Source organism: Corynebacterium sp. p3-SID1194, assembly GCF_025144155.1.
GTDB lineage: Bacteria > Actinomycetota > Actinomycetes > Mycobacteriales > Mycobacteriaceae > Corynebacterium.
This window is the reverse complement of record NZ_JALXWY010000001.1, coordinates 417,988-442,214: the sequence shown is the minus strand read 5'-3', so window position 1 is coordinate 442,214 and position 24,227 is coordinate 417,988. Positions and strand designations below refer to the sequence as shown.

The window sequence follows — 24,227 nt, the reverse complement described above, 5'->3', positions numbered from 1 at the left end:
CGACCGGCACGCCCCGCTCGGTCATCATTTCCTCCAGATCGCGGTAGCTCACCCCGTAGCGGCAGTACCACCGCACTGCCCACAGAATGATGTCACGGGGGAAATGACGACCGGAGAAGATACCCATGGCTGTGATTATTTCACGTCGCTCTTCCTACTGCCCCAACTTTGCAACAGCACCACCCAATCTAATGGGCACGGCTCTAAACTGGAACCCTGTGACTGAGAACAACGCCCCTGCGAACGACGGCACCGTGGACAAGGACCTCCTCCGCGAATGGACTGACCTGGCGAAGGAGGTCCGCCACCACCGGGATCTGTATTACAACGGCGACCCGGTGATCACTGACGCGGAATTCGACGAGATGTTCCGTGCGCTGCAAAAACTCGAGGAGGAGCACCCGGAGCTGGCCGTTCCGGATTCACCGACGAAGGAGGTCGGCGCGCCGACGGCGAATACGGCGTTCGCGGACGTCGAGCACCTCGAGCCGATGACGAGCTTGGACAATGTGTTCTCAGCCGAGGAGCTCGCGGATTGGCTGGCGAAGACGCCGGGGCCGTACTTGACGGAGCTGAAAATCGACGGGCTGTCGATCGACTTGGTCTACGAGAACGGCACGCTCGTGCGTGCGGCTACGCGTGGCGACGGCCGGGTCGGCGAGGACATTACCGCCAACGCGAAGGTCATCGAGGACATCCCGCATGAGCTGACGGGCGATGTGCCGGCGCTGGTGGAGGTTCGGGGCGAGGTGTTCATCCGCCCGGAGGATTTCCCAGAGCTCAACGAGCTGCGGCAAAAGGAAGGCGGCAAGCCTTTCGCGAACCCGCGCAACACGGCTGCAGGAGGCCTGCGGCAGAAGGATCCAGAGGCGGTGCGCAAGCGCAAGCTACGCATGATCTGCCACGGTATCGGCGCGCGCGAGGGCGTTGAATTCGCCACGCAGCATGACGCGTACGAGAAGCTCGCGTCGTGGGGGCTGCCGGTCAGCGAGTACACCAAGCGCGCGGAGACCGCCCAGGACGTCCAGGACGCAGTGAGCTACTGGGCAGACCACCGCCACGACGCGATCCATGAGATGGACGGCGTGGTGATCAAGGTCGACGACATCGCGTCGCAGCGTCAGCTCGGTTTCACCTCGCGCGCGCCGCGTTGGGCGATCGCGTATAAGTACCCGCCGGAGGAGGTGACCACGAAGCTGCTGGATATCGAGGTCTCCATCGGGCGCACGGGCCGCGCGACGCCGTATGCGGTCATGGAGCCGGTGTTCGTCTCAGGCTCGACCGTGTCGATGGCCACGCTGCACAACCAGACGGAGGTCAAGCGCAAAGGCGTGCTCATTGGCGACACGGTCGTGGTGCGCAAAGCCGGCGAGATCATTCCGGAGGTGCTCGGCCCCGTTGCGGATCTGCGCGACGGCACCGAACGAGAATTCGTCTTCCCGAAGGACTGCCCGGCGTGCGGCACGGAGCTCGCGCCCGCGAAAGAGGGCGACGCGGACTGGCGCTGCCCGAATACCCGCTCGTGCCCGGCGCAGCTCGGCGCACGCCTGGAGTACATCGCCTCGCGCGGGGCGTTCGATATCGAGGCGCTCGGCGAGAAGGGCGCACACGACCTCATCGCATCGGGCGTGCTTATCGACGAATCCACCCTTTTCTCGCTGTCCTCCGACGACGTAGAAAAGTCGTCTACGTACACGCGGAAAGACGGGCAGATCAATGCGTCGGGCAAGAAGCTTTTGAAAAACCTGCAGGAGCGCAAGACCACGGACTTGTGGCGGGTGCTCGTGGCGCTGTCGATCCGCCACGTCGGCCCGACGGCAGCACGTGCACTGGCGGCGCGCTATAAATCCATGGACGCGCTGCGCGCGGCCTCGGTGGAGGAGCTCGCGGAGACTGACGGCGTGGGAACCATCATCGCCGAATCCTTCAAGGACTGGTTCGAGGTGGACTGGCACGTAGAGATCGTCGATAAGTGGGCCGCTGCTGGCGTGACCATGGAAGACGACGTCGAAGACGCCGCACCCCAAACGCTTGAGGGCCTGACCGTCGTGGTCACCGGCACCTTAGAGAACTACTCGCGCGATGCTGCCAAGGAGGCGATCCTCACGCGCGGAGGTAAGGCGTCGGGGTCCGTGTCTAAGAAGACCGACTACGTCGTTGTCGGTGAGAACGCCGGCTCGAAGGAGCAGAAGGCCCGGGACTTGGGCATCACGATTTTGGACGAAGCCCAGTTCGAGCAGCTGCTGGAGACCGGCGTGGTGTAGTGGGCAATCGCGTTTAGCCGGTGCGGCGCTCACCGGTGCTCTGTGGGCGTGCCGCCACACGGGCAGCCTGGAACCCGACGAGGGCTGCGCCCCAGAGAGCGAGCAACCACCACACAAATACGGGCAAGTCGGTATTCCAGCTCATTCCGCGGGCCAGGAGGAAGACGATGAGGACGGTGAAGACGGCGTCGATAAGCCCGACAATGGGGGAGCGCACTCCGCGCACCGCAGTGAACGTTGCGAGCGCGAGAATAGCGATCGTGAGTAGCAAATTGATCATCGCTGGGTTCCTTTCAACAGAGTAATGCCGAGGTCATCGACGCTCGCTTCGCTGGAATTGGCCACGAAGGCGGCGCGCCGGGGATTCGCCGGGTCCCAGACGAGCATCGTGCTGTAGCCCCCGGTGCCGCCGTTGTGGAAGGTGTATGCCGTTCCGTCGTCCTCCAACTCAGCCCAGCCGAGATCCGGGCCACCGTGCGCGGAGATCCAGTCGACGTACTTCGCGATGTCCTTGGCAGTGGAGCGAATCGCGCCAGCGGGCGCCCAGCCATTCATTTCCCACCGTTCCGCGGGACGGCCGGCCAAAGTAAGTCCCTGCGGATGACCGTCGGCGGTTCCGGGCAAGGCGAGGAACGTCGAAGTCATGCCGGCGGGTTCGAGGATCTTCGTGCGAAGGAGCTCGTCGTAGCTCATACCTGCGTTCTTGGCGAGCAACTGACCGAGCAGTGCATGGCCGAAATTGGAGTAGTTCTCCTCGCCGCGGCCCTTTAGTTTCAACTTCGGATTAGTGGCAGCAGTGAAAATATCCTCTGGGGTATCTCCGCGGTACGGGTTCCCGCCGTCGCGCACCATCATGGAGAGGAACTGCGGGAGACCGAGACTTTCGAGCCGCGACAATCCGGATGTGTGGTTGAGAAGCTCTTCGACGGTGACATCAGCGATGGGCGTGCCGGCGGCGTCAATAATGTCTTGGACTTGAGTGTCGAGGCGCAGGGTGCCAGCCTCGATCTGCTGGCGGGCGAGTTCGCCGTTGAACGTCTTGGTGAGAGAGCCGATTTCAAACTCAGTGTTCTCGTCTGCACCCAGCCCGCCGAAGCGGACCTCCCCGTCTTCGCTGATGAAAGCGGCGAGCTCGTTGGAGCCTGGATCGGCGCCTGATTCCAACAGCGTGGAGGTTTCTTCCTCGCCGGTATGCTGCGTTGCCAACGCGATGGGGCGGGGCCCGAAAGCGATGAGCAATGAAAGTGTCGCGAGAGCGGCGACCCCGGCGACGACAAGCGCTGCGGGACCGAAATGCCTTTGGTGGTTGCGGTTGTTTTGCTTAGTAGTCATCAGTGATCTTCTCCTGCTGCGATGATGGTCAACAGTGGGACGACGCGGGCGGGGCGCACCTCGAAGTGGCCGTTGAGCTTGGCGACCCACCCCGCGTCCTGCAGGGCCCCCAAGTGGTGGTAGCCGGTGCCGGTGGAAGAAACTATTGCTTCCTCCACGAGTTCCGCGACTGTGGCAGGTTTCGTGAGGAGCCGGCGGAGGATCGCTCCGCGGATAGGGTGCGCGATAGCGGCGATTCGCTCGGTGTACTCGTCCCATTCGTGGTCCAGCAGATAATCAGTTTCGCGCTGCCACTGGTACGCGTATTCGCGGCCGTTGATACGGACGGAACCTCCGAAGACGAGCGCGCCACTATCTGGCCCGTTATCTGTTCCAGCCTGCGCTCCAGCTTGCGGCCGGGATGCCTCTACTCCGTCGACGACCCAGTAGTCGCCGGTGGCGCGGGTGAGCGGGGAGGTGCTGCCGGACGATGATGCTTGGGATTCCAAGGCCGCGACGCGCCCCTCGAGAGCCCCGAGCCGTTCCAAAACACTGGAATAAGTTTGAGAAAATGTAGAAGTCTGCTGGTCCACAGTTCCAATAATATAAAATACTTTTATAACTGTCGAGGATTCTTGAGCTGCTCGGTGTTGCAGCAATGAAAAAGCGCGCCGGAGCGCGCTTTGAAATCGCTTGTGTGGGGTGGTGGCTCCTGGGAGCGGGCCTAACGCACCAACGCGCCGACAATGGCGCCGAGGTCGCCGGTGTGGGTGGCCTTGGAGGTAAGGAAGTCGGGGCCTCCGGTGCGGCCGACCACCATGTATAGGCCGGTCATGTCCAGGGGAGTGACGGCGTGGGCACCATCATCGCCGAATCCTTCAAGGACTGGTTCGAGGTGGGCTGGCACGTGGAGATCGTCGATAAGTGGGCCGCTGCTGGCGTGACCGCCAAGGAGGCGATCCTCACGCGCGGAGGTAAGGCGTCGGGGTCTGTGTCCAAGAAGACCGACTATGTCGTTGTCGGTGAGAACGCCGGCTCGAAGGAGCAGAAGGCCCGGGACTTGGGCATCACGATTCTGGGCGAAGCCCAGTTCGAGCAGCTGCTGGAGACCGGAAAGCAGACTAGAACGCGCCGGGCTGCTACTGCATCGGCTGGTCGTCGACCTTGATGTCGAATTCCGCCTTGTTGCCCTCGACGCTGGTGACTTCGACGTCGACACCGATCTTCGTGTCTCCGGCGGTCAGCGTACAGCGCATCGTGGCGCCAACCTCGCCATCGAGATCGCCCGGGCACTCGACGGAATCAGGGCGCTGGCCGACTTGCTCCTCGAGGCTATCGGAAATCTGGGTCTCGACCTCCGACTGGTCAATGGACTGCGTGAACGAGCAGCCGGTCAGTGTGAGGAGGGGAGCAGCGACGATGACAAGGGTGGCGAAGCTGGTGCGCATTTTCGACTCCATGGTGTGAGGTGTGTTTGGGGGAGAGAGTTTCCCTGTTCATAGTAAGCATGAACGGCCGATCACCGCGGGCGAAAATTGCAGATGGATGCGGTAGCTTACGCGTCTTCTACCGGACGAGAGCACCGACAATAGCGCCGAGGTCGCCGATGTGTGTGACCTCGGAGGCGAGGAAGTCGGGGCCTCCGGTGCGGCCGACCACCATGTATAGGCCGGTCGTGGCCAGGGGAGTGACGGCCAAGGTGGAATCGAGCATCCACCAGGATTCGGGTACCCACGTGTCGGTGTCGTCGCGGAGGATGCGGGCCTCGGAGACGTCGATAAGCACGGGCGCTGAACCGTCGTCTCCCGGTGCTGCCTGGGACGCGGCGACGCGCTCGCTGCTATCACCTGTGTCGCGCAAGACGATGGCCCACGAGGAAGTCAAGGCAAGGGGCATGACGGAGACGAGCTCCTGCATTGCGGCGGGGAGGTCGCGTACCTGGTTGGCGACGCGGGCGAGCATCTGCACTTGCTCGCGGCGGTCGACGCGGCCGGTGAACGGGCGGATCGAATCGACCTCGACGCCGTCGACGGACGCGGCGGCGGTGATGAGTGAATCGACCATGGTTCCGGTGGGCAGCTCGACCACGATATCGTCAGTGACCACGGCCTTTTCGTCGGCGAAGGTCGATTCAACGATGTCGACGGACTTGATATTCGCGTCGAGCATGCCGAAGGCCTCGGCGAGCTCGCCGAGACTGCCGGGGGTGTCGGGGAGGACGACGCGGATCAGGTAGGACATGGCCCTATTTATAGCAATGAGGGGTACCGGGCGCGGGCGTACCATCGGGTGATGGACTGAACGCGCTTTCGATAGGAGGCAGAAATTGCATACCGATGAACTGCTAGAAACCGCGCTTGCAGGGACTGAACCCCGGGCGTACGGCGACAATCTTCTCCGCGAAGGCACGAAGGTGGCAAAGGACGGCGACGAGGTCGTCGTCGCCGGACACGACCTCGCCCGCGAGGTGGCCGAAGACCCGCAGCGCTATTCCTCCGCAGTGTCGCGGTTCATGCAGTTGCCCAACGGCCTTGACGGTGAGGAGCACACCAAGGTCCGCGCGATGATCGAGCAATACCTCGACGCGCCGGCAGTCGAGCATCTCGAGCCGGACTTCCGTGAGTTAGCCCGCGAGATCATCCGCGACGCGGCTGCGAAAGAGACCGTCGATGCGGTCGGCGACATCGGCGCGCAGTACGCGGTGCGCGCGATGACGGCATGGCTGGGCTGGCCGGAAGACATCAACGACGAACTCGTCGCGTGGGTCGCGGACAATAACGCGGCGACGCGTTCCGGACAGCTTGAGCGCACTGCCGCGGTCGCGGAGCGTTTCGACGACATCATCCGCTCCGTCGTCGCGCCGTTGCTTGAGAACCCCGATGATTCGGTCACGTCACGCCTCGTGCGCGACGAGAGCCTCGGTCGCCCGCTGGAATTCGAAGAGATTGTCTCCGTGCTGCGTAACTGGACTGCCGGCGATCTGAGCTCTATGGCGTACTGCATTGGCGTCATTATCGAGGCGCTGATCGAGCACCCAGAGCTGAAGGACCGTTTGGGGCAGGGTGTCTCCCGTGCCGAATTCACGGCGATCGCCGACGAGATCCTGCGCGCGGATTCCCCGTTCGTGAGCAACCGTCGCGTCACCACGTGCCCGGTCTCCCTCGGCGATGTCGAGCTGCCGGAGGGGCAGAAAGTGCGCATCCACTGGACGGCCGCCAACCGCGACCCGGACACCTTCGCCGATGTCGACGGCTTCGACTCGGACGCGAACGCCGCGCAGAACCTGGTGTGGGGCGCCGGCCCGCACGCGTGCCCCGGCAAAGAACTGTCGATGATCGAACTGCAGGCATTCACCGAAGAGTTGTGCGCAGCCGTGGAGCTTTCGCACGCGGGCGAGGGGGAGCGCGAGATCCATCCGGTGGGCGGCTGGGCATCGCTACCGGTGCGTCTTACCGCTCGCGGGTAAGCGTGGCGGCGTGACGTAAGATAAGGCGCGTTAACCGCAACCCGAGGATTGAAGAAGGTGGGACAACGTGGCTGAAGCCTCAGGAATCTCCCGCGAGGAGGTCGCAGGCATCGCGCGGTTGGCGCGCATCGCCGTCAGCGACGAGGAGCTGGACCAGCTCGCAGGACAGCTGGACACCATCGTGGAGGCCGTCTCCGCAGTGCAGGCAGTGGACACCGAAGGCGTTGAGCCGATGAGTCACCCGCACAGCGTGGAAGCGGCAATGCGTGACGACGTCCAGCGCACCACCCTCACCCAGGCGCAGGCCCTCGACCAGGCGCCCGAGGTGGAGGATGACCGCTTCATGGTTCCGCAGATCCTGGGGGAGGAAGACTAATGGCCGACTACACCATTCCTGCAGAAGGCTTGACCAGTCTGCCGGCGCATGTCCTGGCGGAGAAGATCCAGGCCGGTGAGGTGACCTCCCGCGAGGTCACCCAGGCATTCTTGGACCGCATTGCCGAGACCGATGAGACCATCGGTGCCTTCCTCCACGTCGGTGCCGAGGAAGCGCTGAAGACGGCCGACGAGGTCGACGCCGCTGTGAAGGCAGGCGAAGCTCCGGCCTCCCCGCTGGCGGGTGTGCCGCTGGCGCTGAAGGACCTCTTTGTCACCACTGATGCGCCGACGACGGCTGCATCGAAGATGCTCGAGGGCTACATGAGCCCGTACGACGCGACGATCGTGACCAAGATCCGTGAAGCTGGCATCCCGATTTTGGGCAAGACCAACCTCGATGAGTTCGCCATGGGCTCCTCGACGGAGAACTCGGCCTACAAGGTCACCCGCAACCCGCACGACCTGGACCGCACCCCGGGTGGTTCCGGCGGCGGTACCGCCGCAGCACTCGCTGCGGGCCAGGCCCCGCTGGGCATCGGCACCGACACCGGCGGTTCGATCCGCCAGCCGGCGTCCCTGACCGGCACTGTCGGCGTGAAGCCGACCTACGGCGCGGTCTCCCGTTACGGCATGATCGCCAACGCGTCTTCGCTCGACCAGTGCGGCCCGTGCGCGAATAACGTGCTCGACACCGCATTGCTCCACGAGGTCATTGCTGGCCACGACGAATTCGACGCCACCAGCGTCGACCGTCCGGTCAGCCCGGTCGTCGCCGCGGCCCGCGAGGGTGCCTCCGGCGACCTCACCGGTGTCAAAGTCGGACGCGTGAAGCAATTCGGTGGCGAGGGAACGCAAAGTGGGGTGGCAGAGGCCGTCGATAAGGCGATTGCGCAACTGGAATCCCAGGGTGCAGAAATCGTCGAGGTTGACTGCCCGAATTTCGCCCACGTCATGGGTGCGTACTACCTGATCCAGACCTCCGAGGTCAGTTCGAATCTCGCGCGTTTCGACGGCATGCGTTACGGCCAGCGCGTCGGTGACGACGGAAAGCACTCTGCCGAGGAAGTCATGGCGCTCACCCGCGGCGAAGGCTTCGGCGAAGAGGTCAAGCGCCGCGTCATCCTGGGCACCTACGCCCTGTCTGTCGGCTACTACGACGCGTACTACCTGCAGGCGCAGCGTATCCGCACGCTCGTGGCGCAGGACTTCGCCAAGGCCTTCGAGCAGGTGGACATCATCGCCGGCCCGGCGACGCCGACCACGGCGTTCAAGCTCGGCGACAAGGTCGACGACCCGCTGGCGATGTACAACTTCGACCTGTTCACGCTGCCGCTGAACCTGGCTGGTCTGCCGGGCATGTCCGTTCCGGCGGGCACCGCCTCCGACACGGGGCTGCCGGTCGGCCTGCAGCTCATCGCTCCGGCATTCGCCGATGAGCGTCTTTACCGCGTGGCTGCCGCTTTTGAAGCCCGCCGTTAATCCCTGGAATACCCTCGCAGCGCTCGCTGCGGGGTATTTTCTGGTTCTGATCGATCAGGGCTTCATGCCCGTGATCACTCCGCTGCTGCCATTCGACGTCGGCGATGCGGTGTGGCTGACCAGCGTGTACCTCCTGTGTACCGTGGCACCCATGCCCGCGACGGGCAGGCTTGGCGACGCCTACGGGCAGCGCCGGGTCTTCCTGATCGGGTTGGCGGTTTATGTCGCCGCGCTCGTCTTTGCGGGCGCGTCGTGGTCGTTCGGCTCACTCGTGGCCGCGCGTGGCCTGCAGGGTTTCGGTGCCGCGGTCTTCCTGCCGCAAGCTTTCGGGTTGATTCCGCGGGTTTTCAGCGAGGATAAACAGGGGCGCGCATTCGCTGTGTGGGGCGTGATCGGCTCGGTCGCCTCGCTCATCGGGCCGGTAGCCGGTGGCGCAATCGCGGAATTCTCCGGCTGGCGTGCGGCATTTTTCGTGCAGGCGGCTCTCGGTTCAGCTGCGCTGGTCGCGGGACTTGCCGCCTTACCGAAGCTCCCGGCGGGGCAGCAGCGGGTTTATCTGGTCCCTGTGCTGCTGTCGTTCGGCGGGCTCGGGTGCTTGGTCTACGGCATCCAGTTCGGGCAGTGGATCGTGGTCGTCTTAGGTGTGGTCTCGCTTGTGGCGCTCGTTGTGGCGGCGCGCAACGGGGGGGACCACGGCTTCTTACCGGTGGAGCTTCTGCGCGACCGGTCGTTCGCCCTCGGCGCGGTGGGTGTGGCGGCGATGGGGTTCACCGTCGCGTCGATGTTCATTCCGCTGATGTACTGGCTGCAGACCGTCGCTGGCGCATCTCCCACGGCTTCCGGTCTGATTACCGCGCCGATGTCGGTCTTCGCGCTCGTGCTCACCCCAGTCGCCGGGTACCTGACGGATAGGCGCGACCCGGGCAAGCTCTGCATCGCCGGATTCACGGTCTGCGCGGCGGGCCTGGGGCTGGCGATCGCGTTGATCGAGGCGTCGGCGGGGGTGTGGTGGTTCATGGCTGTCACATCGCTGCTCGGCATCGGCGGGGCCTTCGTGTGGGCGCCGAATGCGGCGGTGACGATGCGGGGTATCGCGGAGCACCAGACTGGCGCCGCCTCGGGTCTGTATAACACGGCGCGGCAGGTGGGCAGCGTGCTCGGTGTCGCGCTCGTCGGCATGGTGCTGGCCGGTGGGGAGATCGCGGACACCGCCGGGTGGGCGGTGGCGCTGCCGCTAGGAGCGATGCTCGTCGGCGCACTCGCGTCGGTTCCGCTGCGCGCTCGAAGCTCGGCGACGGCCTGAGAGCCGGACAGCACCGCCCAATCACGCTAATCTGGGTCCCATGCGTCTTGCCACACTCACTTCCGGCGGCGATTGCCCCGGTCTCAATGCTGTCATCCGCGCCATTGTCCGCACTGCTAGCTCGGAGTTCGGTTCCACTGTCGTCGGTTATCAGGACGGCTGGGTGGGACTCATGGACGACCTGCGCCAGGACCTGTACGACGATGCATTCATCGACTCGATTCTGCTGCGCGGCGGAACGATTCTGGGCACCGGCCGCCTGCACCCGGATAAGTTCAAGGCGGGCATCGACCAGATCAAGAGCAATCTCGCAGACGCGGGCATCGACGCGTTGATCCCGATCGGCGGCGAGGGAACGCTCAAGGGTGCGAAGTGGCTCTCAGACAATGGCATTCCGGTGGTCGGCGTGCCGAAGACGATCGACAACGACGTCAACGCCACCGACTACACCTTTGGTTTCGACACCGCGGTGTCGGTGGCCACGGACGCGATCGACAGGCTGCACACCACTGCGGAATCGCACAACCGAATCCTTATCGTCGAGGTCATGGGCCGCCACGTTGGGTGGATCGCACTGCACGCGGGCATGGCCGGCGGCGCGCACTACACGGTCATCCCGGAGGACCCCTTCGATATCGAGGACATCTGCAAGGCGATGGAACGCCGCTTCCAGATGGGGGAGAAATACGGCATCATCGTCGTGGCTGAGGGTGCAGTGCCGAAGGAAAGCACGATGGACGCGGGCCTTGGCGAAGAGGACGAGTTCGGCCACAAGACGTTCAAGGGCATGGGCCAGATCATCGGCGACGAGATTCACCGCCGCCTGGGCTACGACGTGCGCACAACGGTGCTCGGCCACACGCAGCGCGGCGGCACCCCAACGGCGTACGACCGCGTGCTGGCTACCCGCTACGGCGTGCATGCGGCTCGCGCGGCGCACGAGGGCAATTTCGGTATGACTGTCGCGCTGCGCGGCGAGGACATCACGCTCGTCCCGCTTGCCGACGCGGTGGAGAACCTCAAGCGCGTGCCTGAGCGCCGCATTCGGACCGCGCGGTCTATGTTCGGATAGCCGTCGGTTAGAATCACGGCGTGCGCACTCTCGTCACCGGCGGTGCCGGCTTTATTGGATCTCATCTCGTCGATCAGCTCGTCATGGCAGGCCACGAGGTCGCCGTGCTGGACAATTTGAGCAGCGGGCGGCTCGAAAACATCAGCCACCAGACTGCAGTGGAGCTCGTCGAGGGGGACGTGGGGGATAAGGGGCTAGGAGACGTCGTCGATAAGCTTGCTCCTGAAGTGATCTTCCACCTCGCCGCGCAGATCGACGTGCGCAAATCCGTCGAAGACCCGATCCTCGATGCGCAGGCGAATATTCTGGGCACGATCAATGTCGCGGAAGCCGCGCGGAAGGCTGGCGTGCGCAAGATCGTGCACACCTCGTCCGGCGGGTCGATTTACGGCGCACCGAGCGAATTTCCGGTCGACGAGTCCTTCCCTGTCGATCCGCACTCGCCGTATGCCGCGTCGAAGCTCGCTGGTGAGCAATACCTGGGCATTTACCGCCACCTGTACGGAATGCAAGCGAGTTTCATCGCGCCGGCGAATGTGTACGGCCCGCGGCAGAACCCGCACGGCGAAGCCGGGGTCGTGGCGATTTTCGCGGAGAATCTCCTGCGCGGCAATCCGACGAAGATCTTCGGCGGAGGAACGAATACCCGTGACTACGTCTATGTCGGCGACGTTGCGCGCGCGTTCGTTCTCGCGGCGGGTGAGCGCGGCGACGGCACACGCTTCAATATCGGCACCTCAGTGGAGACCACCGACCGCGAGCTGCACAGCTTGGTAGCGAAACATGCGGGTGCGCCCGATACGCCGGAAGATTTCCCCCCACGGCTTGGCGACGTCCCCCGCTCCGCCCTTTCCTATGCCCGTGCACGGGAGGTTCTCGGGTGGGAGCCCACCGTCAGCCTCGACGAAGGCGTGGCACGGACCGTCGACTATTTCCGGAGGACGCAGTGAATTTTTGCGATAACCCCACCCTGAGCAACCAGTGGGTCACTCTCGAACCGTTGAGCCTCGATCATGCGGCGGCTCTGGCGTTAGCCGTCGGGGACTTGTGTGACCTGTGGTACCAGGACCACATTCCCACGCCTGGCGGCGTGCCGGAATACATTGAGAAGAACCTCGCCGATCAGGAGCGCGGCGAGCGCGCCCCGTGGGCGATCGTCGACCCGGCCGGCAACGCCATCGGCGTGACCACGTTCTTCCACCCTGATCCCGCGAACCGGAGCATCGAGATCGGGTCGACGTGGATCACCAAAGAGGCCCAGGGTGCGCCGTTCAATAAGGCGGCAAAGATGCTCATGCTCCAGCGCGCTTTCGACGACCTCGGTTGCTTGCGCGTGGAGATCCGCACCCACTTCATGAACCGCCAGTCGCGCGCGGCCATCGAGAGCCTCGGCGCCAAGCTCGACGGAGTGCTGCGCCGCCACAAGATCTTGAAAAGCGGCCTTGTGCGCGACACGTGCGTCTACTCCATCTTGGACACCGAGTGGCCCGAGGTGAAGACCTCGCTCGAGGCGCGACTGCGAGCTTAAGACCGCTGCCTGGCTTCTCAGGCTGAAGCTTCCTCAACAGTCGGTGCGGAAGCTGCGACTTCAGTCCCCTCAGTCGTCTCCGCGATGTCTCGGCGGCCGATCTTGCGGGTGCGTAGGTAGAGCCAGATTCCGCCGATCCAGGTGAACGCAATGACCGCGATCAACGCCACCAGCGGGGCGATCTCGCCGGGTAGCTCGGTTGAAGCGTTGAAGAACGAGTGAATGGCGAATCCGAGGAAGTACCAGATGACCAGTTGGCCGATGCGCCAGCCGAGGGATTTGTCCGTGCGGCACAAGAAGACGCCGAGGCCCCATGCCGAGAGACCGAGGTAGAGCGAGTGGCCCCATGGTCCAGGGACGGTCCGGGCGGCATACCCCATGAGCGAGCCCTCGACATCGGAGTTGAGGTTGTCGAGCGCCGCTTTCAAGATGTAGGTGGCGTTCTCCAGCGCCGCGAAGCCGAAACCGACGGCAATCGCGATGGTCACGGCCTCAATGGGGCGGCGGATGCGGAAGATCATGGTGCTCAGGATGAACACCGTGGCGAATTTGAATAACTCCTCGGCTGTGGGGGTCAGCAGAGTGAATTCCAAACTGCCCAAGCCCAGCCAATCCTTGAAGGCGATGATGGATTCATTCGTGGTCACTGAAGGGGCGCACAGAGCCATACCTGAGACGAACCCCGCGAAGATGAAGGCGGGAGAGGAATGAACAGGGCGACCCGGGTGGTTGCGCAGCAGAAGCCACGCCAGCAGTAACCACAACGCCCCGTGCAATGCGCTCATTGCCGCGATCGTTGCGTTGAAGGGGAGCTGGCTGAAGTAGATAGCCGACCAGACAGCGGAGGCGAGGAGGATCAGGATTCCTGCGATGCGGAGGATGAGGTTCATTTTGTCGGTCACTAGTCGCCCTCCGTTTCCTCGGAATCGTCAGCGGATCTATCAGTGTTCACGTCAGCGGAGTCGATCAAACGCTGGGCGAGCTCTTCTGCGTCGTCCCCGCCGAAAGAGAAGTAGCGGGTGGTCTGCCCGTCGGCAATGGAGACGGCCACGAGAGTGCGTTCGGCGTCTGCCTCGGTGCGCTTCACATGCACGCCTTCACGCGGGGACTCGACGTTGCCGGTTTCCACGTTCCGGTCGAGTGTCACTCTGCGGTAGAAGCGGGCGAGGGCTTTCTCTGCGTTGTTGGGTGCCGGTTCGGAGCGGCCAAGAATGCGCGTCGAATCGCAATCCCACGTCTTCGTGCTTTCCGCGAAGCCCGACGGGTTGCTGCACACAAGCTGCCCGCCGTTCTCGTCGGGCACGCCAATGCTGCCCAACTCCACAGGGTTGTCGGGCACCTGGGACTCTTCGGGTGTCGTGGTGGCGTCGACAACGCGCGGAAAGACCAGGGCGGCGGCGACGAGGAATAAAAGAATAAGCCCGAGCACAACGGGTGCTCGGGAGGATTTCAAATCATTCATAACGCCGATCACGATACATGACGGCGGCTATCACTGCTGTACGGCGTCGAGTCCGATGTCGAGGATGGCAACCGAGTGCGTGAGCGCGCCGACCGCGAGAAAATCCACGCCGGTCTCCGCGTAGGCGCGGGCGCGGTCGAGCGTCAAACCGCCCGAGGATTCCAGCAACGTTTCTGGCGAAAGAGCATTCCGCTTATCGACGGCCCCCCGCGTCCCCTCCACCCCGAAATTATCCAGCATCACCAGATCCGGGGCGAATGCCAGGACCTCTTCGAGCTGATCCAGGTCATCCACTTCCACCTCGCGGGGCAGATCGGGGAAAGTCTCGGAGGTACGTCGATAGGCTTCTGCGACGCTGCCGACACTGGCGGCGTGGTTGTCCTTGATCAGCACGGAATCGCCCAAGCTCATCCGGTGGTTGACTCCGCCGCCGCATCGCACCGCGTACTTGGCTAAGTCGCGGTAGCCGGGCAGGGTTTTGCGGGAGTCGCGGACCTTGGCATCGGTTCCTGCAAGCACTTGGGTCCACTCGTGGGTGCGGGTGGCGATGCCGCTGGCGTAGGTGAGCAGATTCAACGCCGTGCGTTCCGCCGACAGGACCGCACGCGCCGGGCCGGTGACTGTGCCGAGACGCTCGCCCGGTGCGACCTGGTCGCCGTCGGATGCGTGGACTTCGACCTGGATGTCGGGGGAGACCTCGTGCATGGTCCACACGAGAGCGTCGAGTCCGGCGACCACGCCCGCTGCGCGCGGGACCACGTGGGCTGTGAGCAGGGCATCGGTGTCGACAGTCGCCTCCGATGTTGCGTCGGGTCCGTGCGCGAAATCTTCCTCGAGGCCGAGGCGGATGAGACGCAGCGTGGTGTCCTTATTCAGCGGTGGATTCATCTGGTGTCACTCCCCGCTGCCCGGATTGCCGATGGCGATCATGCGCTCCAGCGACTGGCGCGCCTTCGCAGCGATGTCCTCGGGCACGGTGACTTCGTCGCGCATGTCTTTCAGGCTGGCCACGAGTTTTTCCGGGGTGATCATCTTCATGTATTTGCAGGATGCCTGGGGGTTGACTGGCTGGAAGTCCGCCAGCGGCGATTTCTTCTGCAGCTGGTGGAGCATGCCCACCTCAGTAGCCACGAGGACGGTGCCGTGCGTGTCGCGGTCCGCCTGGTCCAGCATTCCACCGGTGGAGAGCATGTGGACGCGCTCGGGGTCAATGACGCCTTCGCTGGCGAGATAGATGGCGGAGTTTGCGCAGCCGCACTCCGGGTGGATGTACAAGGGAGCGTCCGGGTGCGCGGCTGCTTGGTCGGCCAGCTCTTTGCCGTTGATGCCGGCGTGAACATGGCACTCGCCTGCCCAGACGCGGATGTTGTCGCGGCCGGTCTGGCGCTTGACGTGGGCACCGAGGAATTGATCGGGGCAGAAGAGGATTTCCGTGTCCGGGTCGATGGAGTTCACCACATCGACGGCGTTGGACGACGTGCAACAAACGTCGGTGAGAGCCTTCACGTCCGCCGTGGTGTTGACGTAACTGACCACCACTGCGTTCGGGTGCTCGTCTTTCCACTCGCGCAGTTGTTCCGCGGTGATCGAATCGGCCAGGGAGCACCCGGCGGCCTCGTCCGGAATCAGGACTGTCTTGTCCGGGCTGAGAATCTTCGCGCTCTCCGCCATGAAGTGCACGCCGCAGAACACGATGACATCTGCGTCCGTGTCCGCGGCAATGCGTGACAATGCCAGAGAATCGCCGGTGAAGTCCGCGATGTCCTGGACATCCGGGATCTGGTAGTTATGCGCCAGAATGACGGCGTTTCGTTCCTGCTTGAGTTTTTGCACTTCATCGGTCCACATACGTTCAATGTAGTCCCCGTATGTCCCGTCATGTCCCCGTATCTCCCCGGCAATGCTCGCTAAGGTCGGAATAATGCACGACCGAATTCCGGATCCTTGTCGGCTGCTCATCGTCGGGATCAACCCGGGTACCTTGTCCGAAGAGGTGGATGCGCCATTCGCGCACCCGGGCAACCGCTTCTGGCCCGCGCTAGAAAAAGCGGGGATCACGCCGTACCGGGTGCATGCGAGCGGGGGACTGTCGGAAAAGGATTCGCAGATACTCGCGCAGCGCGGGATCGGCTTCACCAACCTCGTGGCCCGGATGACGCCGAGAGCGTCCGACCTGACCAGAGACGAGTTGGTGGAAGGAGGGGAGAGGCTCGAGGGTGTCGTCGATAAGCACCGCCCCGGGGCCGTGATGTTCGCTGGCGTCGGCGCGTACCGCGACGCATTCGGGAGGCGGAAAGCGCGGCGCGGATTGCAACCCGAGGCGATCGCGGGCGTGCCCGTGTGGGTGGTGGGCAACCCGAGTGGACTGAATGCGCACGAGACTGTTGGAACGCTGGCGGCGAGCTACCGCGAGGTGTTGGAGTCGACGCACCCACCCCAGTGAGCGTATTCCACAGTATGGACGCTATAGTCCACATTATGGAATCAACGGAGATGGAACAGAAGAAGCACGCCGAGGAGCGCTCGGCTTTCGTCGCGACGCTCGGCTTCCCGCTCCTCGTGATCGCGGGCGGAATCGTCGGTTTCGCCGCGCCTGGTGCCGTCGAGCCGATTTCCGGCTGGACGACGTGGCTGCTCGGCATCGTCATGTTCGGCATGGGACTGACATTGACGGGCAAGGACTTCGTCTTCGTTGCCAAGAAACCTCTGCCGGTCGTAATTGGTGTGCTCGCGCAGTTCGTGATCATGCCGCTGGCGGCTGTCGCGCTGACGTGGGCGCTGCGCCTGCCGCCGGAGATCGCCGCGGGCGTGATCCTGGTCGGCTGCGCGCCGGGCGGGACCTCATCGAATGTCGTGTCCTACCTGGTGCGCGGCGATGTCGCGTTGTCGGTGACAATGACCACGGTGTCGACGCTGCTCGCTCCGATCTTCACTCCGCTGCTCACGTTGTGGCTGGCGGGTGAACACATGGATGTCAGTGCGGGACCGATGGCGTGGTCGATCGTGAAGATGGTCATCCTGCCGGTCGGTTTCGGCTTGCTCGTCCGTCTGCTTGCTCCGCGATTTGTCGCGGCGGTGCTGCCGACGCTGCCGTGGGTCTCTGTGTTGGCGATCGCGATGATCGTGGCCATCGTCGTGGCGGGCTCGCACGACAAGCTCGCGCAGGCGGGGCTCATCGTGCTGGTCGCGGTCGTGCTGCACAACGGTCTGGGCTACATACTCGGCTATGTCACCGGAAAGGTGACGGGGCAGCCGGAGGCATCTTCGCGCACGATGGCTGTCGAGGTCGGCATGCAAAATTCCGGCATGGCGGCCACCCTCGCCGCGGCCTACCTGAGCCCGCTGGCCGCGCTGCCGGGCGCGGTGTTCTCCGTGTGGCACAACATTTCCGGTGCGATCCTGGCGCTGCTTTTCCGCGCAAAGGACAAAAAGGAGCAGTCCGGGCAGCCGGACAAGGCGCAGGTGGAAGCGTAAGAGGAGCTATCGTCCCGGCGTGCGTGCGGGGGCACTACACTTGGCAACCATGACTGCGTACGACCTGATGGATTACAGCGATGTCCTGGAAAAGTACGACCCGGTGATGGGTCTCGAGGTACACGTGGAACTGTCCACGGAGACCAAGATGTTCTCCACCTCGTCCGCCCACTTCGGTGCGGAACCGAACACCAACGTCGACCCGGTCTCGCTCGGGCTGCCGGGCGCGCTGCCGGTGGTCAACGCCAAGGGTGTGGAGTGGGCGATCAAGATCGGTTTGGCGCTCAACTGCAAGATCGCCGAATCCTCCCGTTTCGCGCGCAAGAATTACTTCTACCCGGACCAGCCGAAGAACTACCAGATCTCGCAGTACGACGAGCCGATCGCCTACGACGGCTACCTCGATGTCGTGCTCGACGACGGCACTGAGTGGCGCGTGGAGATCGAGCGCGCCCACATGGAGGAAGACACCGGCAAGCTGACCCACCTGGGTTCCGCCTCCGGCCGCATTTCCGGTGCGACGGCATCGCTGGTGGACTGCAACCGTGCGGGCATCCCGCTGATCGAGATCGTGACCAAGCCGATCGTGGGTGCCGGCGAACGTGCCCCGGAGGTCGCCCGCGCGTACGTCGGTGCGTTGCGCGAGCTGGTCAAGGCGCTTGGCGTGTCCGATGCGCGCATGGATCAGGGCTCGATGCGTTGTGATGCCAACGTTTCGCTCCGTCCGAAGGGACAGGAGAAATTCGGCACCCGCACCGAGACCAAGAACATCAACTCGCTGAAGTCCGTCGAGCAGGCTGTGCGATACGAGATGCAGCGTCACGCCGGTGTGCTCGAGGCCGGCGGTAAGATCGTCCAGGAAACCCGCCACTACCAGGAGTCCGACGGCTCCACGTCTAAGGGTCGCCCGAAGGAAGAGGCCAGCGAGTACCGCTACTTCAATGACCCGGATCTGCCGCCCGTCATCGCGAAGCCAGAGTGGGTCGAAGAGATTCGCGCGACCCTGCCGGAGCTTCCGTGGGTGCGCCGTGCACGCATCCAGGAGGAGTGGCAGCTGCCGGAGAAGGAATTCCGCGACCTGGTCAATGCCGGTGCGCTCGACCTCATCGTCGACACCGTCGAGGCCGGCACGACGCCGGACGAAGCCCGCGCATGGTGGGTTTCCTATATCGCCGGAAAGGGCAATGAGTTGGGCCGCGACCTTGACGCACTCGGCGTCACCCCGGCCGATGTCGCCCGCGTGGTCGAGCTGGTCAAGGAAGGCAAGCTCACCACCAAGCTCGGCCGCCAGGCCATCGACGGGGTCATCGAAGGGGAGGGCAATGTCGACGAGGTCGTCGAGAAGCGTGGCCTCGAGGTCGTGCGTGACGACGGCGCCATTGAGGCCGCCGTCGACGAAGCCCTGGCCGCCAACCCGGACATCGTGGAGAAGTACAAGGCCGGCAACACCAAGGTCACCGGCGCGATCGTTGGCGCGGTGATGAAGGCGACGCAGGGCAAGGCCGATCCGAAGTCCATTAACGAGATCATCGCGAAGAAGCTCGCGGACTAGTCGCTGAGGCTTCGATTCGGCGAAAGGTAACAATCAAACGGTAATAATGCTCGAACCTGGGCCGGTGTGTCCGAAAAGGTGCACCTAACAGGGCGGGGTTACCGTTTGATTGTTACCTTTCGCGTTTCCGGGGGGTGGCTGCTCTGGCGGTAGCGGGAGCAGCCATGAAAATCGCCGCCCCCGAACCAGTGCAGGGGGGCGGCGTCGAGAAGCGAAAAGCTATTTCTTCTCAGGCTTGATAGCCGGGAACTCGCCGGTCTTGTACATCTCCTCGTAGGACTTCCAGTCGATGGAATCGCCCTTCGATTCAGGGGCGCCGCCGTAGGAATCAGAATCCGGGTCGAGGGCGGGGACATCCTTCAAGCTGAACTCGTTGGAATCGTCCGCGTCGAGGTCGGCAGCGACTTCCTCCTGGACGGAGTGCCAGAGGTTCTGGTCTTCGATATTCGAATCCTTAGTCAGGTTGTCGACCTCGTTGCGCTCGTCTGCGGACAGGTTGTCGGATTCGGGGTGGAGCTGCGTTTCCGCCAGCTCGGCGAGACGCTCGCGACGGCCGGTCTCGTCCTGGATCTTCTTGCGGTCGCGGAACCAAGCGACAGCCATGACGATGCCCAGAATGAGACCCAGGTAGCCCAGGAGCGGGTACACCCAGCCGACCAGGTCCGCGAAGCCGATGAAGGACAGCGCGAAGCCGATCGCCACAACGATGAAGTAGTAGGGACGGAATTTCTCCGGCTTATCGTGGCTCAGGCGGCGTCCGAGGGCGTAGAACAGGCCGACAGCGGTGTTGTAAATCATGAGGTAGATGACGATCGAAACTCCGGTGCCGATGACCGGGTGCATGGTGTCGAAGACCTTGAGCAGCGGCAGGTCCGCGCCCATGACGTGCTCCATGTTGAAGAACAGGATGAACACCAGGATCATCAGCAGGACCGCGAAGATGATGCCGCCAAGGAGGCCGCCCTTGCCGGTCTGAGCCGGGTTCATGTGGGAGCCGGCGAAGACGAGCATCATGGAGCAATCCATGATCATCACGAGCGTGGCGTAGTTCATGGCGGTGATGAACCAGTTGCCGAAGGTGCCCGATGCGTGCTGGTTAGTCTGGGCAAGCTCATTGAGTTCGCCGAGGTTGTCCGGCATGTTCATCATCGTGATGATGAATGCGCCGATGATGCAGACGACCAGAAGCGGCGTGATCAGCGAGATGACGTTGGTCAGCTTGTCCACGTCGAGGAACCCGGACAGCACGAGTAGCCCGACCATGATCGCGGAGCCGATCCAGGTTGGGAAGCCGAATTGCTGCTCCATGTTTGAGCCCGCGCCGGCAACCATGACGAAGCCGATGCAGAACAAGGTGAACATCGTGGTGTAGTCCATGTACTTCGCCAGCAGGGGGCGGGACACACTTTCGAAGACGACACTGTGGTTGTCGGCCAGGTAGTAGGAGCCGAGCTGGTAGACGAATGCGCTGAAGATCGCGATCGCGGCGCCGGCGACGGCGGCACCGACGATGCCCCAGTAGCCGAAGGAGAGGAAGTATTGGATGACTTCTTGGCCGGAGGCGAAGCCGGCGCCGACTGTGAGGCCGACGAGCGCCATGGCCACTTTCAGGGTTTTCTTCATCGAAGAACCTTTGTGTAGGGGGGAATAAGAGAAAATAACGATCGGAGTGAGAGTAACAAAGTTGTGGCACAATGGGCGCATATGGATGCCTACACTGCAGCTCAGGACCGTTATGACCGCAATGGGGACGACTGGTTTCGCCGAGTGGGAAATTCTGGCCTGAAACTCCCGCCGGTCTCGTTGGGCTTCTGGCACAACTTCGGCGACGACAAGCCGATTGAGACCCAGCGAGCAATCATGCGCCGTGCCTTCGACCGAGGTGTCACGCACTTCGACCTCGCCAATAATTATGGCCCACCCGCCGGGTCAGCGGAACTCAACGCCGGGCGCATCCTCGCCGAGGACTTCGCCGCCCACCGAGACGAGCTCATCATTTCGTCGAAGGCGGGTTGGCACATGCACGAAGGCCCGTACGGTTTCGGGGGTTCGCGCAAGTACCTGATGTCCTCGCTGGATGCGTCGCTCGACCGGCTCGGGCTCGACTACGTGGACATTTTCTACCACCACCGCCCGGACCCAGATACCCCGCTGGAGGAGACGATGTACGCGTTGCGCGACATCGTGGCATCGGGCAAGGCGCTGTATGTCGGTATTTCCTCTTACGGGCCGGAGCTCACCGCCGAGGCTGCTGAAATCATGGCGGGAGAGGGCTGTCCGCTGCTGATTCACCAGCCCAGTTATTCCATGGTCAACCGGTGGATCGAAGAGCCTGGCGAGGACGGTTACTCCCTGCTTCAGTCCGCGGCGGAGAGCGGTCTAGGCGTCATCGCGTTCTCTCCGTTGGCTCAGGGCCTGCTCACTGACCGTTATTTGGACGGAATCCCGGCTGATTCCCGCGCCGCTGCGGGCAAGTCGTTGAGCGAGGGCATGCTGAGCGAAGACAATATCGCTATGGCGCGCAAGCTCAACGAGGTTGCTGCCAAGCGCGGCCAGACGCTCGCGCAGATGGCCATCGCGTGGGTCTTGCGCGACCAGGCAGAGCGCACGGTCACCAGCACACTCATCGGCGCGTCCAGCGTGGAGCAGCTCGACGCGAACCTCGACGCCGTCGACAACCTCGAGTTCAGCGACGAAGAGCTTTCGCTTATCGACGATATCGCCCACGATGCCGGCATCAATATCTGGGCTGGGGCGACGGCCTCGCGCACCCGCGGTTAACCGCGGGGATTATTTCTGGATCTGTCCACGTAGAAGTCCCTGCGTGGCAGTCCGATCGCGGTGTTTTCCTGCCTTAAATTTGAAAGCATGAGTGATAAAGGCAGCAAAAAGCCCGTAGACACGTCCGCGAATAAGTCGCGAAAGCTCGAGGACGTCACCGATCTGGACCACCTCGACGATCTGGACGATCTGGAGGTGGTGCCAGCCTCCAATGTCTATACCCGCACCGGTAAGGCCGCCCCGACGGAGGTCCTTCCGGCGGCGCCGAAGAGCGCACCGCGCGACAAGCCCGTTGACATTAGCGTCGATCGGGTCGACGAGCCGGCCGTTGATGCGGTCGCGAAACCTGCCCCCAGTGCTGAACCCGCGGTGAAGCAACCGGTTGAAGAACCGGTGGCAGCCAGCACCGTGAGCACGGCGGGCACACTGCATACGACGGAGGGGGCGGAGAGCCTGACGCAAGAAAGCGCTGCGTCCAATGCGGATGTCGCGGGCGCACCCCAGCCGCAGCCGCCGATCGGCCGCGGAACGATCGACGTCGGCTTGCTGATTCTGCGTCTCGTGCTCGGTGGCGTGCTGATCCTGACGTCTCTGGCGGTCCTGTTCCAGCTCGGCGGCAACGCGGGGCTCGCGGGCCTGGAGGACGAGCTGGCGTCGTACAACTACCCGCATCTACTCGCGATCGCGCTGCCGTCCATGGGGCTGGGTGCGGGCGTGTTCCTCGTTCTTGGTCTGCTCACACCGGTCGCGTCGATGGTCGCTGTCGCCGCGACGGGCTTTACAGCTATCAACGCGGTGATGACATCCGAGTCCACGAGCGATATCTTCGCGTGGGAGCCGTCGGTCTGGCTGGCGATCGCCCTGGCGGGCATGGCGCTAGCCGTTCAGTTCACCGGTCCGGGCCTGTTCGGCATCGACTACAGCCGTAGCTGGACGCGCCGCCCGATGGTCAGCTCGTGGATCTGCGCCGCGCTCGGCATCGCCGCTGCGGTCCTGCTCTGGGTCTTCGCCTAGCACTTCGGCGCTCAAGCGCCCGCCGATGGCGAGGATCAGGTACGCCACGAAGATTGCCAGGCCCATCAGGCCGATGACATTGCTGTTGAACCACAACGGCCACTCGAAGTTCTGCGCCTCTTCCTCGGGCACCAGTTCGTAGCCCGGCACGATCCATGCACCCGCGGCGACAGCAAGCAGGACACGCAAGCCCTGCTCGCGCACCGCGAAGATGAGCGGCAGCACCAGCACGATGCCCGCCCAATGGTGGGACACCGCGAACGGCCCGCCCAGGGAAATGCCCAACACCGTCACAAGCAGGGCCTCGACGCTGCGGCCGCGCTCTTCCAGCCGGTATGCGATGAAGATCGTCGCTGCGGCGAAGACGAGGAGGAAGACAGGGGAGAGCTTGTCGACGATTCCCACGTCCACCAGCCCCCTCGACAGCATCCCGCCGAGGCCCTGGTTTGGCGGGTAATGCACATCGCCACCGCGGTCGGTTTTGAAGAATTCCTCCGTCCAGAAGTACAGCGATTCACGCGGGCGGAATGCGAAACCGATGAGCGCGGTGAGCAGGAAGAAGCCTGCCGAGCGCGCGACCGACCACCAGTCCTTGCGTGCTAGGAAGATCACGGCGTAGGCCGCGGGGGTGAGCTTGATCCCGGCGGCAATGCCGATGCCCAAGCCCCGGATCGCCTTCGGGGTGTAGCCCAGTACATCCGCTGCCACCAGGAACACGAGAAATATATTGATCTGCCCGTAGTACAGGTTCATGTACACCGTGTCTAGGCAGGTGGCAAAGCCTGTCAGAGCAGCTGCCCACGCCCACCACGGGCGCAAGCCCAGGCGGTGGCACGCCATCGCGATGATGCCGAAGAGCGCGGCGATGATGGAGCAGTTCCACATGATGTCCATCGCGACTTCCGGAACCCAGGTCAGGGGAACGAAGAGCAGGGCAGCGAACGGCGGATAAATGAACGCGAAACCGCTTCGGGTGGGAAAGCCCTCGTACAACGGGTCGCCGTTGATTAAGGCTGCGCCGGCATCGCGGAAAACGCCGACGTCGAGAAGCGTCTCGTTGACCGCGAAGTGCAGATTTTGGCCGAGATTGATCGCGCCGAGCACGACGCCGAGCAAAAGAAGAAGCGGCATGTTGTGATCCTG

At 63.6% G+C, this 24,227-nt stretch carries 23 protein-coding genes and 3 pseudogenes; 14 read left to right on the top strand and 12 right to left on the bottom strand.

Translation table 11 applies throughout. The features are described 5' to 3' along the window. Positions 1-127, bottom strand: a pseudogene (locus tag M3G19_RS02140) (IS6 family transposase); the annotation flags it as partial. Between the two features lie 91 nt (positions 128-218). Here M3G19_RS02140 and ligA point away from each other — a divergent pair. After that, positions 219-2,264 (top strand): NAD-dependent DNA ligase LigA, encoded by a 2,046-nt coding sequence (ligA, locus tag M3G19_RS02135; protein ID WP_259900211.1) that lies wholly within the window; start codon positions 219-221, stop codon positions 2,262-2,264. A 13-nt stretch (positions 2,265-2,277) separates the two neighbouring features. Here ligA and M3G19_RS02130 read toward each other — a convergent pair whose 3' ends face one another. Genes M3G19_RS02130 through M3G19_RS02120 form a run of 3 tightly spaced genes read right to left on the bottom strand, consistent with a single transcriptional unit; the run spans position 2,278 to position 4,084 of the window. Further along, complete coding sequence (locus tag M3G19_RS02130; protein ID WP_259900210.1) at positions 2,278-2,544, bottom strand: hypothetical protein; 267 nt, start codon at positions 2,542-2,544, stop codon at positions 2,278-2,280. Continuing rightward, complete coding sequence (locus tag M3G19_RS02125) at positions 2,541-3,596, bottom strand: serine hydrolase (RefSeq protein ID WP_259900209.1); 1,056 nt, start codon at positions 3,594-3,596, stop codon at positions 2,541-2,543. Before M3G19_RS02125 ends, M3G19_RS02130 begins: the two co-directional genes overlap by 4 nt. Beyond that, on the bottom strand, positions 3,596-4,084 hold the full coding sequence (locus tag M3G19_RS02120) for a helix-turn-helix transcriptional regulator (RefSeq protein ID WP_259900208.1): 489 nt from the start codon (positions 4,082-4,084) through the stop codon (positions 3,596-3,598). Before M3G19_RS02120 ends, M3G19_RS02125 begins: the two co-directional genes overlap by 1 nt. 335 nt (positions 4,085-4,419) lie before the next feature. Between M3G19_RS02120 and M3G19_RS02115 the strand changes: the two are divergent. Then, a pseudogene (locus tag M3G19_RS02115) lies at positions 4,420-4,743 on the top strand (BRCT domain-containing protein); the annotation flags it as partial. Here the strand turns inward: M3G19_RS02115 and M3G19_RS02110 are convergent. Continuing rightward, positions 4,715-5,023, bottom strand: coding sequence for a DUF4333 domain-containing protein (locus M3G19_RS02110; RefSeq protein ID WP_259900207.1), 309 nt, complete (start codon positions 5,021-5,023; stop codon positions 4,715-4,717). The pseudogene M3G19_RS02115 and the gene M3G19_RS02110 sit on opposite strands and share 29 nt — an antisense overlap. Before the next feature lie 118 nt (positions 5,024-5,141). Beyond that, positions 5,142-5,816, bottom strand: a complete 675-nt coding sequence (locus M3G19_RS02105) for an amino acid-binding ACT domain protein (RefSeq protein ID WP_259900206.1) — start codon at positions 5,814-5,816, stop codon at positions 5,142-5,144. An 85-nt stretch (positions 5,817-5,901) separates the two neighbouring features. Here M3G19_RS02105 and M3G19_RS02100 point away from each other — a divergent pair, with 85 nt between their 5' ends. The 7 genes from M3G19_RS02100 (at position 5,902) to M3G19_RS02070 (ending at position 12,801) form a co-directional block, all read left to right on the top strand. Beyond that, positions 5,902-7,041, top strand: a complete 1,140-nt coding sequence (locus M3G19_RS02100; RefSeq protein WP_259900205.1) for a cytochrome P450 — start codon at positions 5,902-5,904, stop codon at positions 7,039-7,041. A gap of 67 nt (positions 7,042-7,108) precedes the next feature. After that, positions 7,109-7,417, top strand: a complete 309-nt coding sequence (gatC, locus tag M3G19_RS02095; RefSeq protein ID WP_210572216.1) for an Asp-tRNA(Asn)/Glu-tRNA(Gln) amidotransferase subunit GatC — start codon at positions 7,109-7,111, stop codon at positions 7,415-7,417. Further along, positions 7,417-8,898, top strand: coding sequence for an Asp-tRNA(Asn)/Glu-tRNA(Gln) amidotransferase subunit GatA (gene gatA / locus M3G19_RS02090; protein ID WP_259900204.1), 1,482 nt, complete (start codon positions 7,417-7,419; stop codon positions 8,896-8,898). Before gatC ends, gatA begins: the two co-directional genes overlap by 1 nt. After that, on the top strand, positions 8,852-10,201 hold the full coding sequence (locus tag M3G19_RS02085) for an MFS transporter (RefSeq protein WP_259900203.1): 1,350 nt from the start codon (positions 8,852-8,854) through the stop codon (positions 10,199-10,201). The genes gatA and M3G19_RS02085 overlap by 47 nt, the downstream gene beginning before the upstream one ends. Positions 10,202-10,241: 40 nt before the next feature. Beyond that, positions 10,242-11,273: an ATP-dependent 6-phosphofructokinase gene (locus tag M3G19_RS02080; protein WP_259900202.1), complete on the top strand. Its 1,032-nt coding sequence runs from the start codon at positions 10,242-10,244 to the stop codon at positions 11,271-11,273. 20 nt (positions 11,274-11,293) lie between these two features. Then, positions 11,294-12,223, top strand: a complete 930-nt coding sequence (locus M3G19_RS02075) for an NAD-dependent epimerase/dehydratase family protein (RefSeq protein WP_259900201.1) — start codon at positions 11,294-11,296, stop codon at positions 12,221-12,223. Further along, a complete protein-coding gene (locus M3G19_RS02070) occupies positions 12,220-12,801 on the top strand; it encodes a GNAT family N-acetyltransferase (protein ID WP_259900200.1) in 582 nt (193 codons plus the stop codon). Before M3G19_RS02075 ends, M3G19_RS02070 begins: the two co-directional genes overlap by 4 nt. A gap of 17 nt (positions 12,802-12,818) precedes the next feature. Here the strand turns inward: M3G19_RS02070 and M3G19_RS02065 are convergent, their stop codons facing one another. Genes M3G19_RS02065 through nadA form a run of 4 tightly spaced genes read right to left on the bottom strand, consistent with a single transcriptional unit; the run spans position 12,819 to position 16,222 of the window. Beyond that, complete coding sequence (locus M3G19_RS02065) at positions 12,819-13,703, bottom strand: PrsW family intramembrane metalloprotease (protein WP_259900199.1); 885 nt, start codon at positions 13,701-13,703, stop codon at positions 12,819-12,821. After that, positions 13,703-14,263: a hypothetical protein gene (locus M3G19_RS02060; protein ID WP_259900198.1), complete on the bottom strand. Its 561-nt coding sequence runs from the start codon at positions 14,261-14,263 to the stop codon at positions 13,703-13,705. The genes M3G19_RS02065 and M3G19_RS02060 overlap by 1 nt, the downstream gene beginning before the upstream one ends. Before the next feature lie 30 nt (positions 14,264-14,293). Then, positions 14,294-15,151 (bottom strand): carboxylating nicotinate-nucleotide diphosphorylase, encoded by an 858-nt coding sequence (nadC, locus tag M3G19_RS02055; protein ID WP_259900197.1) that lies wholly within the window; start codon positions 15,149-15,151, stop codon positions 14,294-14,296. Positions 15,152-15,157: 6 nt separating this feature from the next. After that, positions 15,158-16,222 (bottom strand): quinolinate synthase NadA, encoded by a 1,065-nt coding sequence (nadA, locus tag M3G19_RS02050; protein ID WP_396121727.1) that lies wholly within the window; start codon positions 16,220-16,222, stop codon positions 15,158-15,160. Here nadA and M3G19_RS02045 point away from each other — a divergent pair. Genes M3G19_RS02045 through gatB form a run of 3 tightly spaced genes read left to right on the top strand, consistent with a single transcriptional unit; the run spans position 16,185 to position 19,289 of the window. After that, entirely contained in the window at positions 16,185-16,706 is a 522-nt protein-coding gene (locus M3G19_RS02045) for a mismatch-specific DNA-glycosylase (protein ID WP_259900195.1), read from the top strand. The genes nadA and M3G19_RS02045 overlap by 38 nt on opposite strands. A gap of 35 nt (positions 16,707-16,741) precedes the next feature. Beyond that, positions 16,742-17,737 carry a bile acid:sodium symporter family protein gene (locus tag M3G19_RS02040; protein WP_259900194.1) on the top strand — a complete coding sequence of 332 codons (996 nt, stop codon included), beginning with the start codon at positions 16,742-16,744 and terminating at the stop codon, positions 17,735-17,737. A gap of 49 nt (positions 17,738-17,786) precedes the next feature. Further along, positions 17,787-19,289 (top strand): Asp-tRNA(Asn)/Glu-tRNA(Gln) amidotransferase subunit GatB, encoded by a 1,503-nt coding sequence (gene gatB / locus M3G19_RS02035; RefSeq protein WP_259900193.1) that lies wholly within the window; start codon positions 17,787-17,789, stop codon positions 19,287-19,289. A 219-nt stretch (positions 19,290-19,508) separates the two neighbouring features. Here gatB and M3G19_RS02030 read toward each other — a convergent pair whose 3' ends face one another. Next, positions 19,509-20,912, bottom strand: a complete 1,404-nt coding sequence (locus M3G19_RS02030) for a hypothetical protein (protein ID WP_259900192.1) — start codon at positions 20,910-20,912, stop codon at positions 19,509-19,511. 81 nt (positions 20,913-20,993) lie between these two features. On the opposite strand from M3G19_RS02030, the gene M3G19_RS02025 reads away from it, so the two are divergent. Together M3G19_RS02025 and M3G19_RS02020 are read left to right on the top strand one after the other, a co-directional pair. Then, the gene (locus M3G19_RS02025) at positions 20,994-22,070 is read left to right on the top strand and encodes an aldo/keto reductase (protein ID WP_259900191.1); all 1,077 of its coding nucleotides are present in this window, start codon (positions 20,994-20,996) and stop codon (positions 22,068-22,070) included. 87 nt (positions 22,071-22,157) lie between these two features. Continuing rightward, positions 22,158-22,844: pseudogene (locus tag M3G19_RS02020) on the top strand (DoxX family membrane protein); the annotation flags it as partial. Positions 22,845-22,946: 102 nt separating this feature from the next. On the opposite strand, the gene M3G19_RS02015 reads toward M3G19_RS02020, so the two are convergent. Beyond that, the gene (locus tag M3G19_RS02015) at positions 22,947-24,215 is read right to left on the bottom strand and encodes a glycosyltransferase 87 family protein (protein ID WP_259900190.1); all 1,269 of its coding nucleotides are present in this window, start codon (positions 24,213-24,215) and stop codon (positions 22,947-22,949) included. Between the last annotated feature and the right edge of the window lie 12 nt (positions 24,216-24,227).

Bases quoted from the DNA above. Each gene is read 5' to 3' on its own strand.
- M3G19_RS02130 (WP_259900210.1), bottom strand. From the start codon at position 2,544: ATGATCAATTTGCTACTCACGATCGCTATTCTCGCGCTCGCAACGTTC.
- M3G19_RS02125 (WP_259900209.1), bottom strand. From the start codon at position 3,596: ATGACTACTAAGCAAAACAACCGCAACCACCAAAGGCATTTCGGTCCC.
- M3G19_RS02110 (WP_259900207.1), bottom strand. From the start codon at position 5,023: ATGCGCACCAGCTTCGCCACCCTTGTCATCGTCGCTGCTCCCCTCCTC.
- M3G19_RS02105 (WP_259900206.1), bottom strand. From the start codon at position 5,816: ATGTCCTACCTGATCCGCGTCGTCCTCCCCGACACCCCCGGCAGTCTC.
- gatA (WP_259900204.1), top strand. From the start codon at position 7,417: ATGGCCGACTACACCATTCCTGCAGAAGGCTTGACCAGTCTGCCGGCG.
- M3G19_RS02085 (WP_259900203.1), top strand. From the start codon at position 8,852: ATGAGCGTCTTTACCGCGTGGCTGCCGCTTTTGAAGCCCGCCGTTAAT.
- M3G19_RS02080 (WP_259900202.1), top strand. From the start codon at position 10,242: ATGCGTCTTGCCACACTCACTTCCGGCGGCGATTGCCCCGGTCTCAAT.
- M3G19_RS02060 (WP_259900198.1), bottom strand. From the start codon at position 14,263: ATGAATGATTTGAAATCCTCCCGAGCACCCGTTGTGCTCGGGCTTATT.
- nadC (WP_259900197.1), bottom strand. From the start codon at position 15,151: ATGAATCCACCGCTGAATAAGGACACCACGCTGCGTCTCATCCGCCTC.
- M3G19_RS02045 (WP_259900195.1), top strand. From the start codon at position 16,185: ATGCACGACCGAATTCCGGATCCTTGTCGGCTGCTCATCGTCGGGATC.
- nadA (WP_396121727.1), bottom strand. From the start codon at position 16,222: ATGAGCAGCCGACAAGGATCCGGAATTCGGTCGTGCATTATTCCGACC.
- M3G19_RS02040 (WP_259900194.1), top strand. From the start codon at position 16,742: ATGGAATCAACGGAGATGGAACAGAAGAAGCACGCCGAGGAGCGCTCG.
- gatB (WP_259900193.1), top strand. From the start codon at position 17,787: ATGACTGCGTACGACCTGATGGATTACAGCGATGTCCTGGAAAAGTAC.
- M3G19_RS02030 (WP_259900192.1), bottom strand. From the start codon at position 20,912: ATGAAGAAAACCCTGAAAGTGGCCATGGCGCTCGTCGGCCTCACAGTC.
- M3G19_RS02025 (WP_259900191.1), top strand. From the start codon at position 20,994: ATGGATGCCTACACTGCAGCTCAGGACCGTTATGACCGCAATGGGGAC.
- M3G19_RS02015 (WP_259900190.1), bottom strand. From the start codon at position 24,215: ATGCCGCTTCTTCTTTTGCTCGGCGTCGTGCTCGGCGCGATCAATCTC.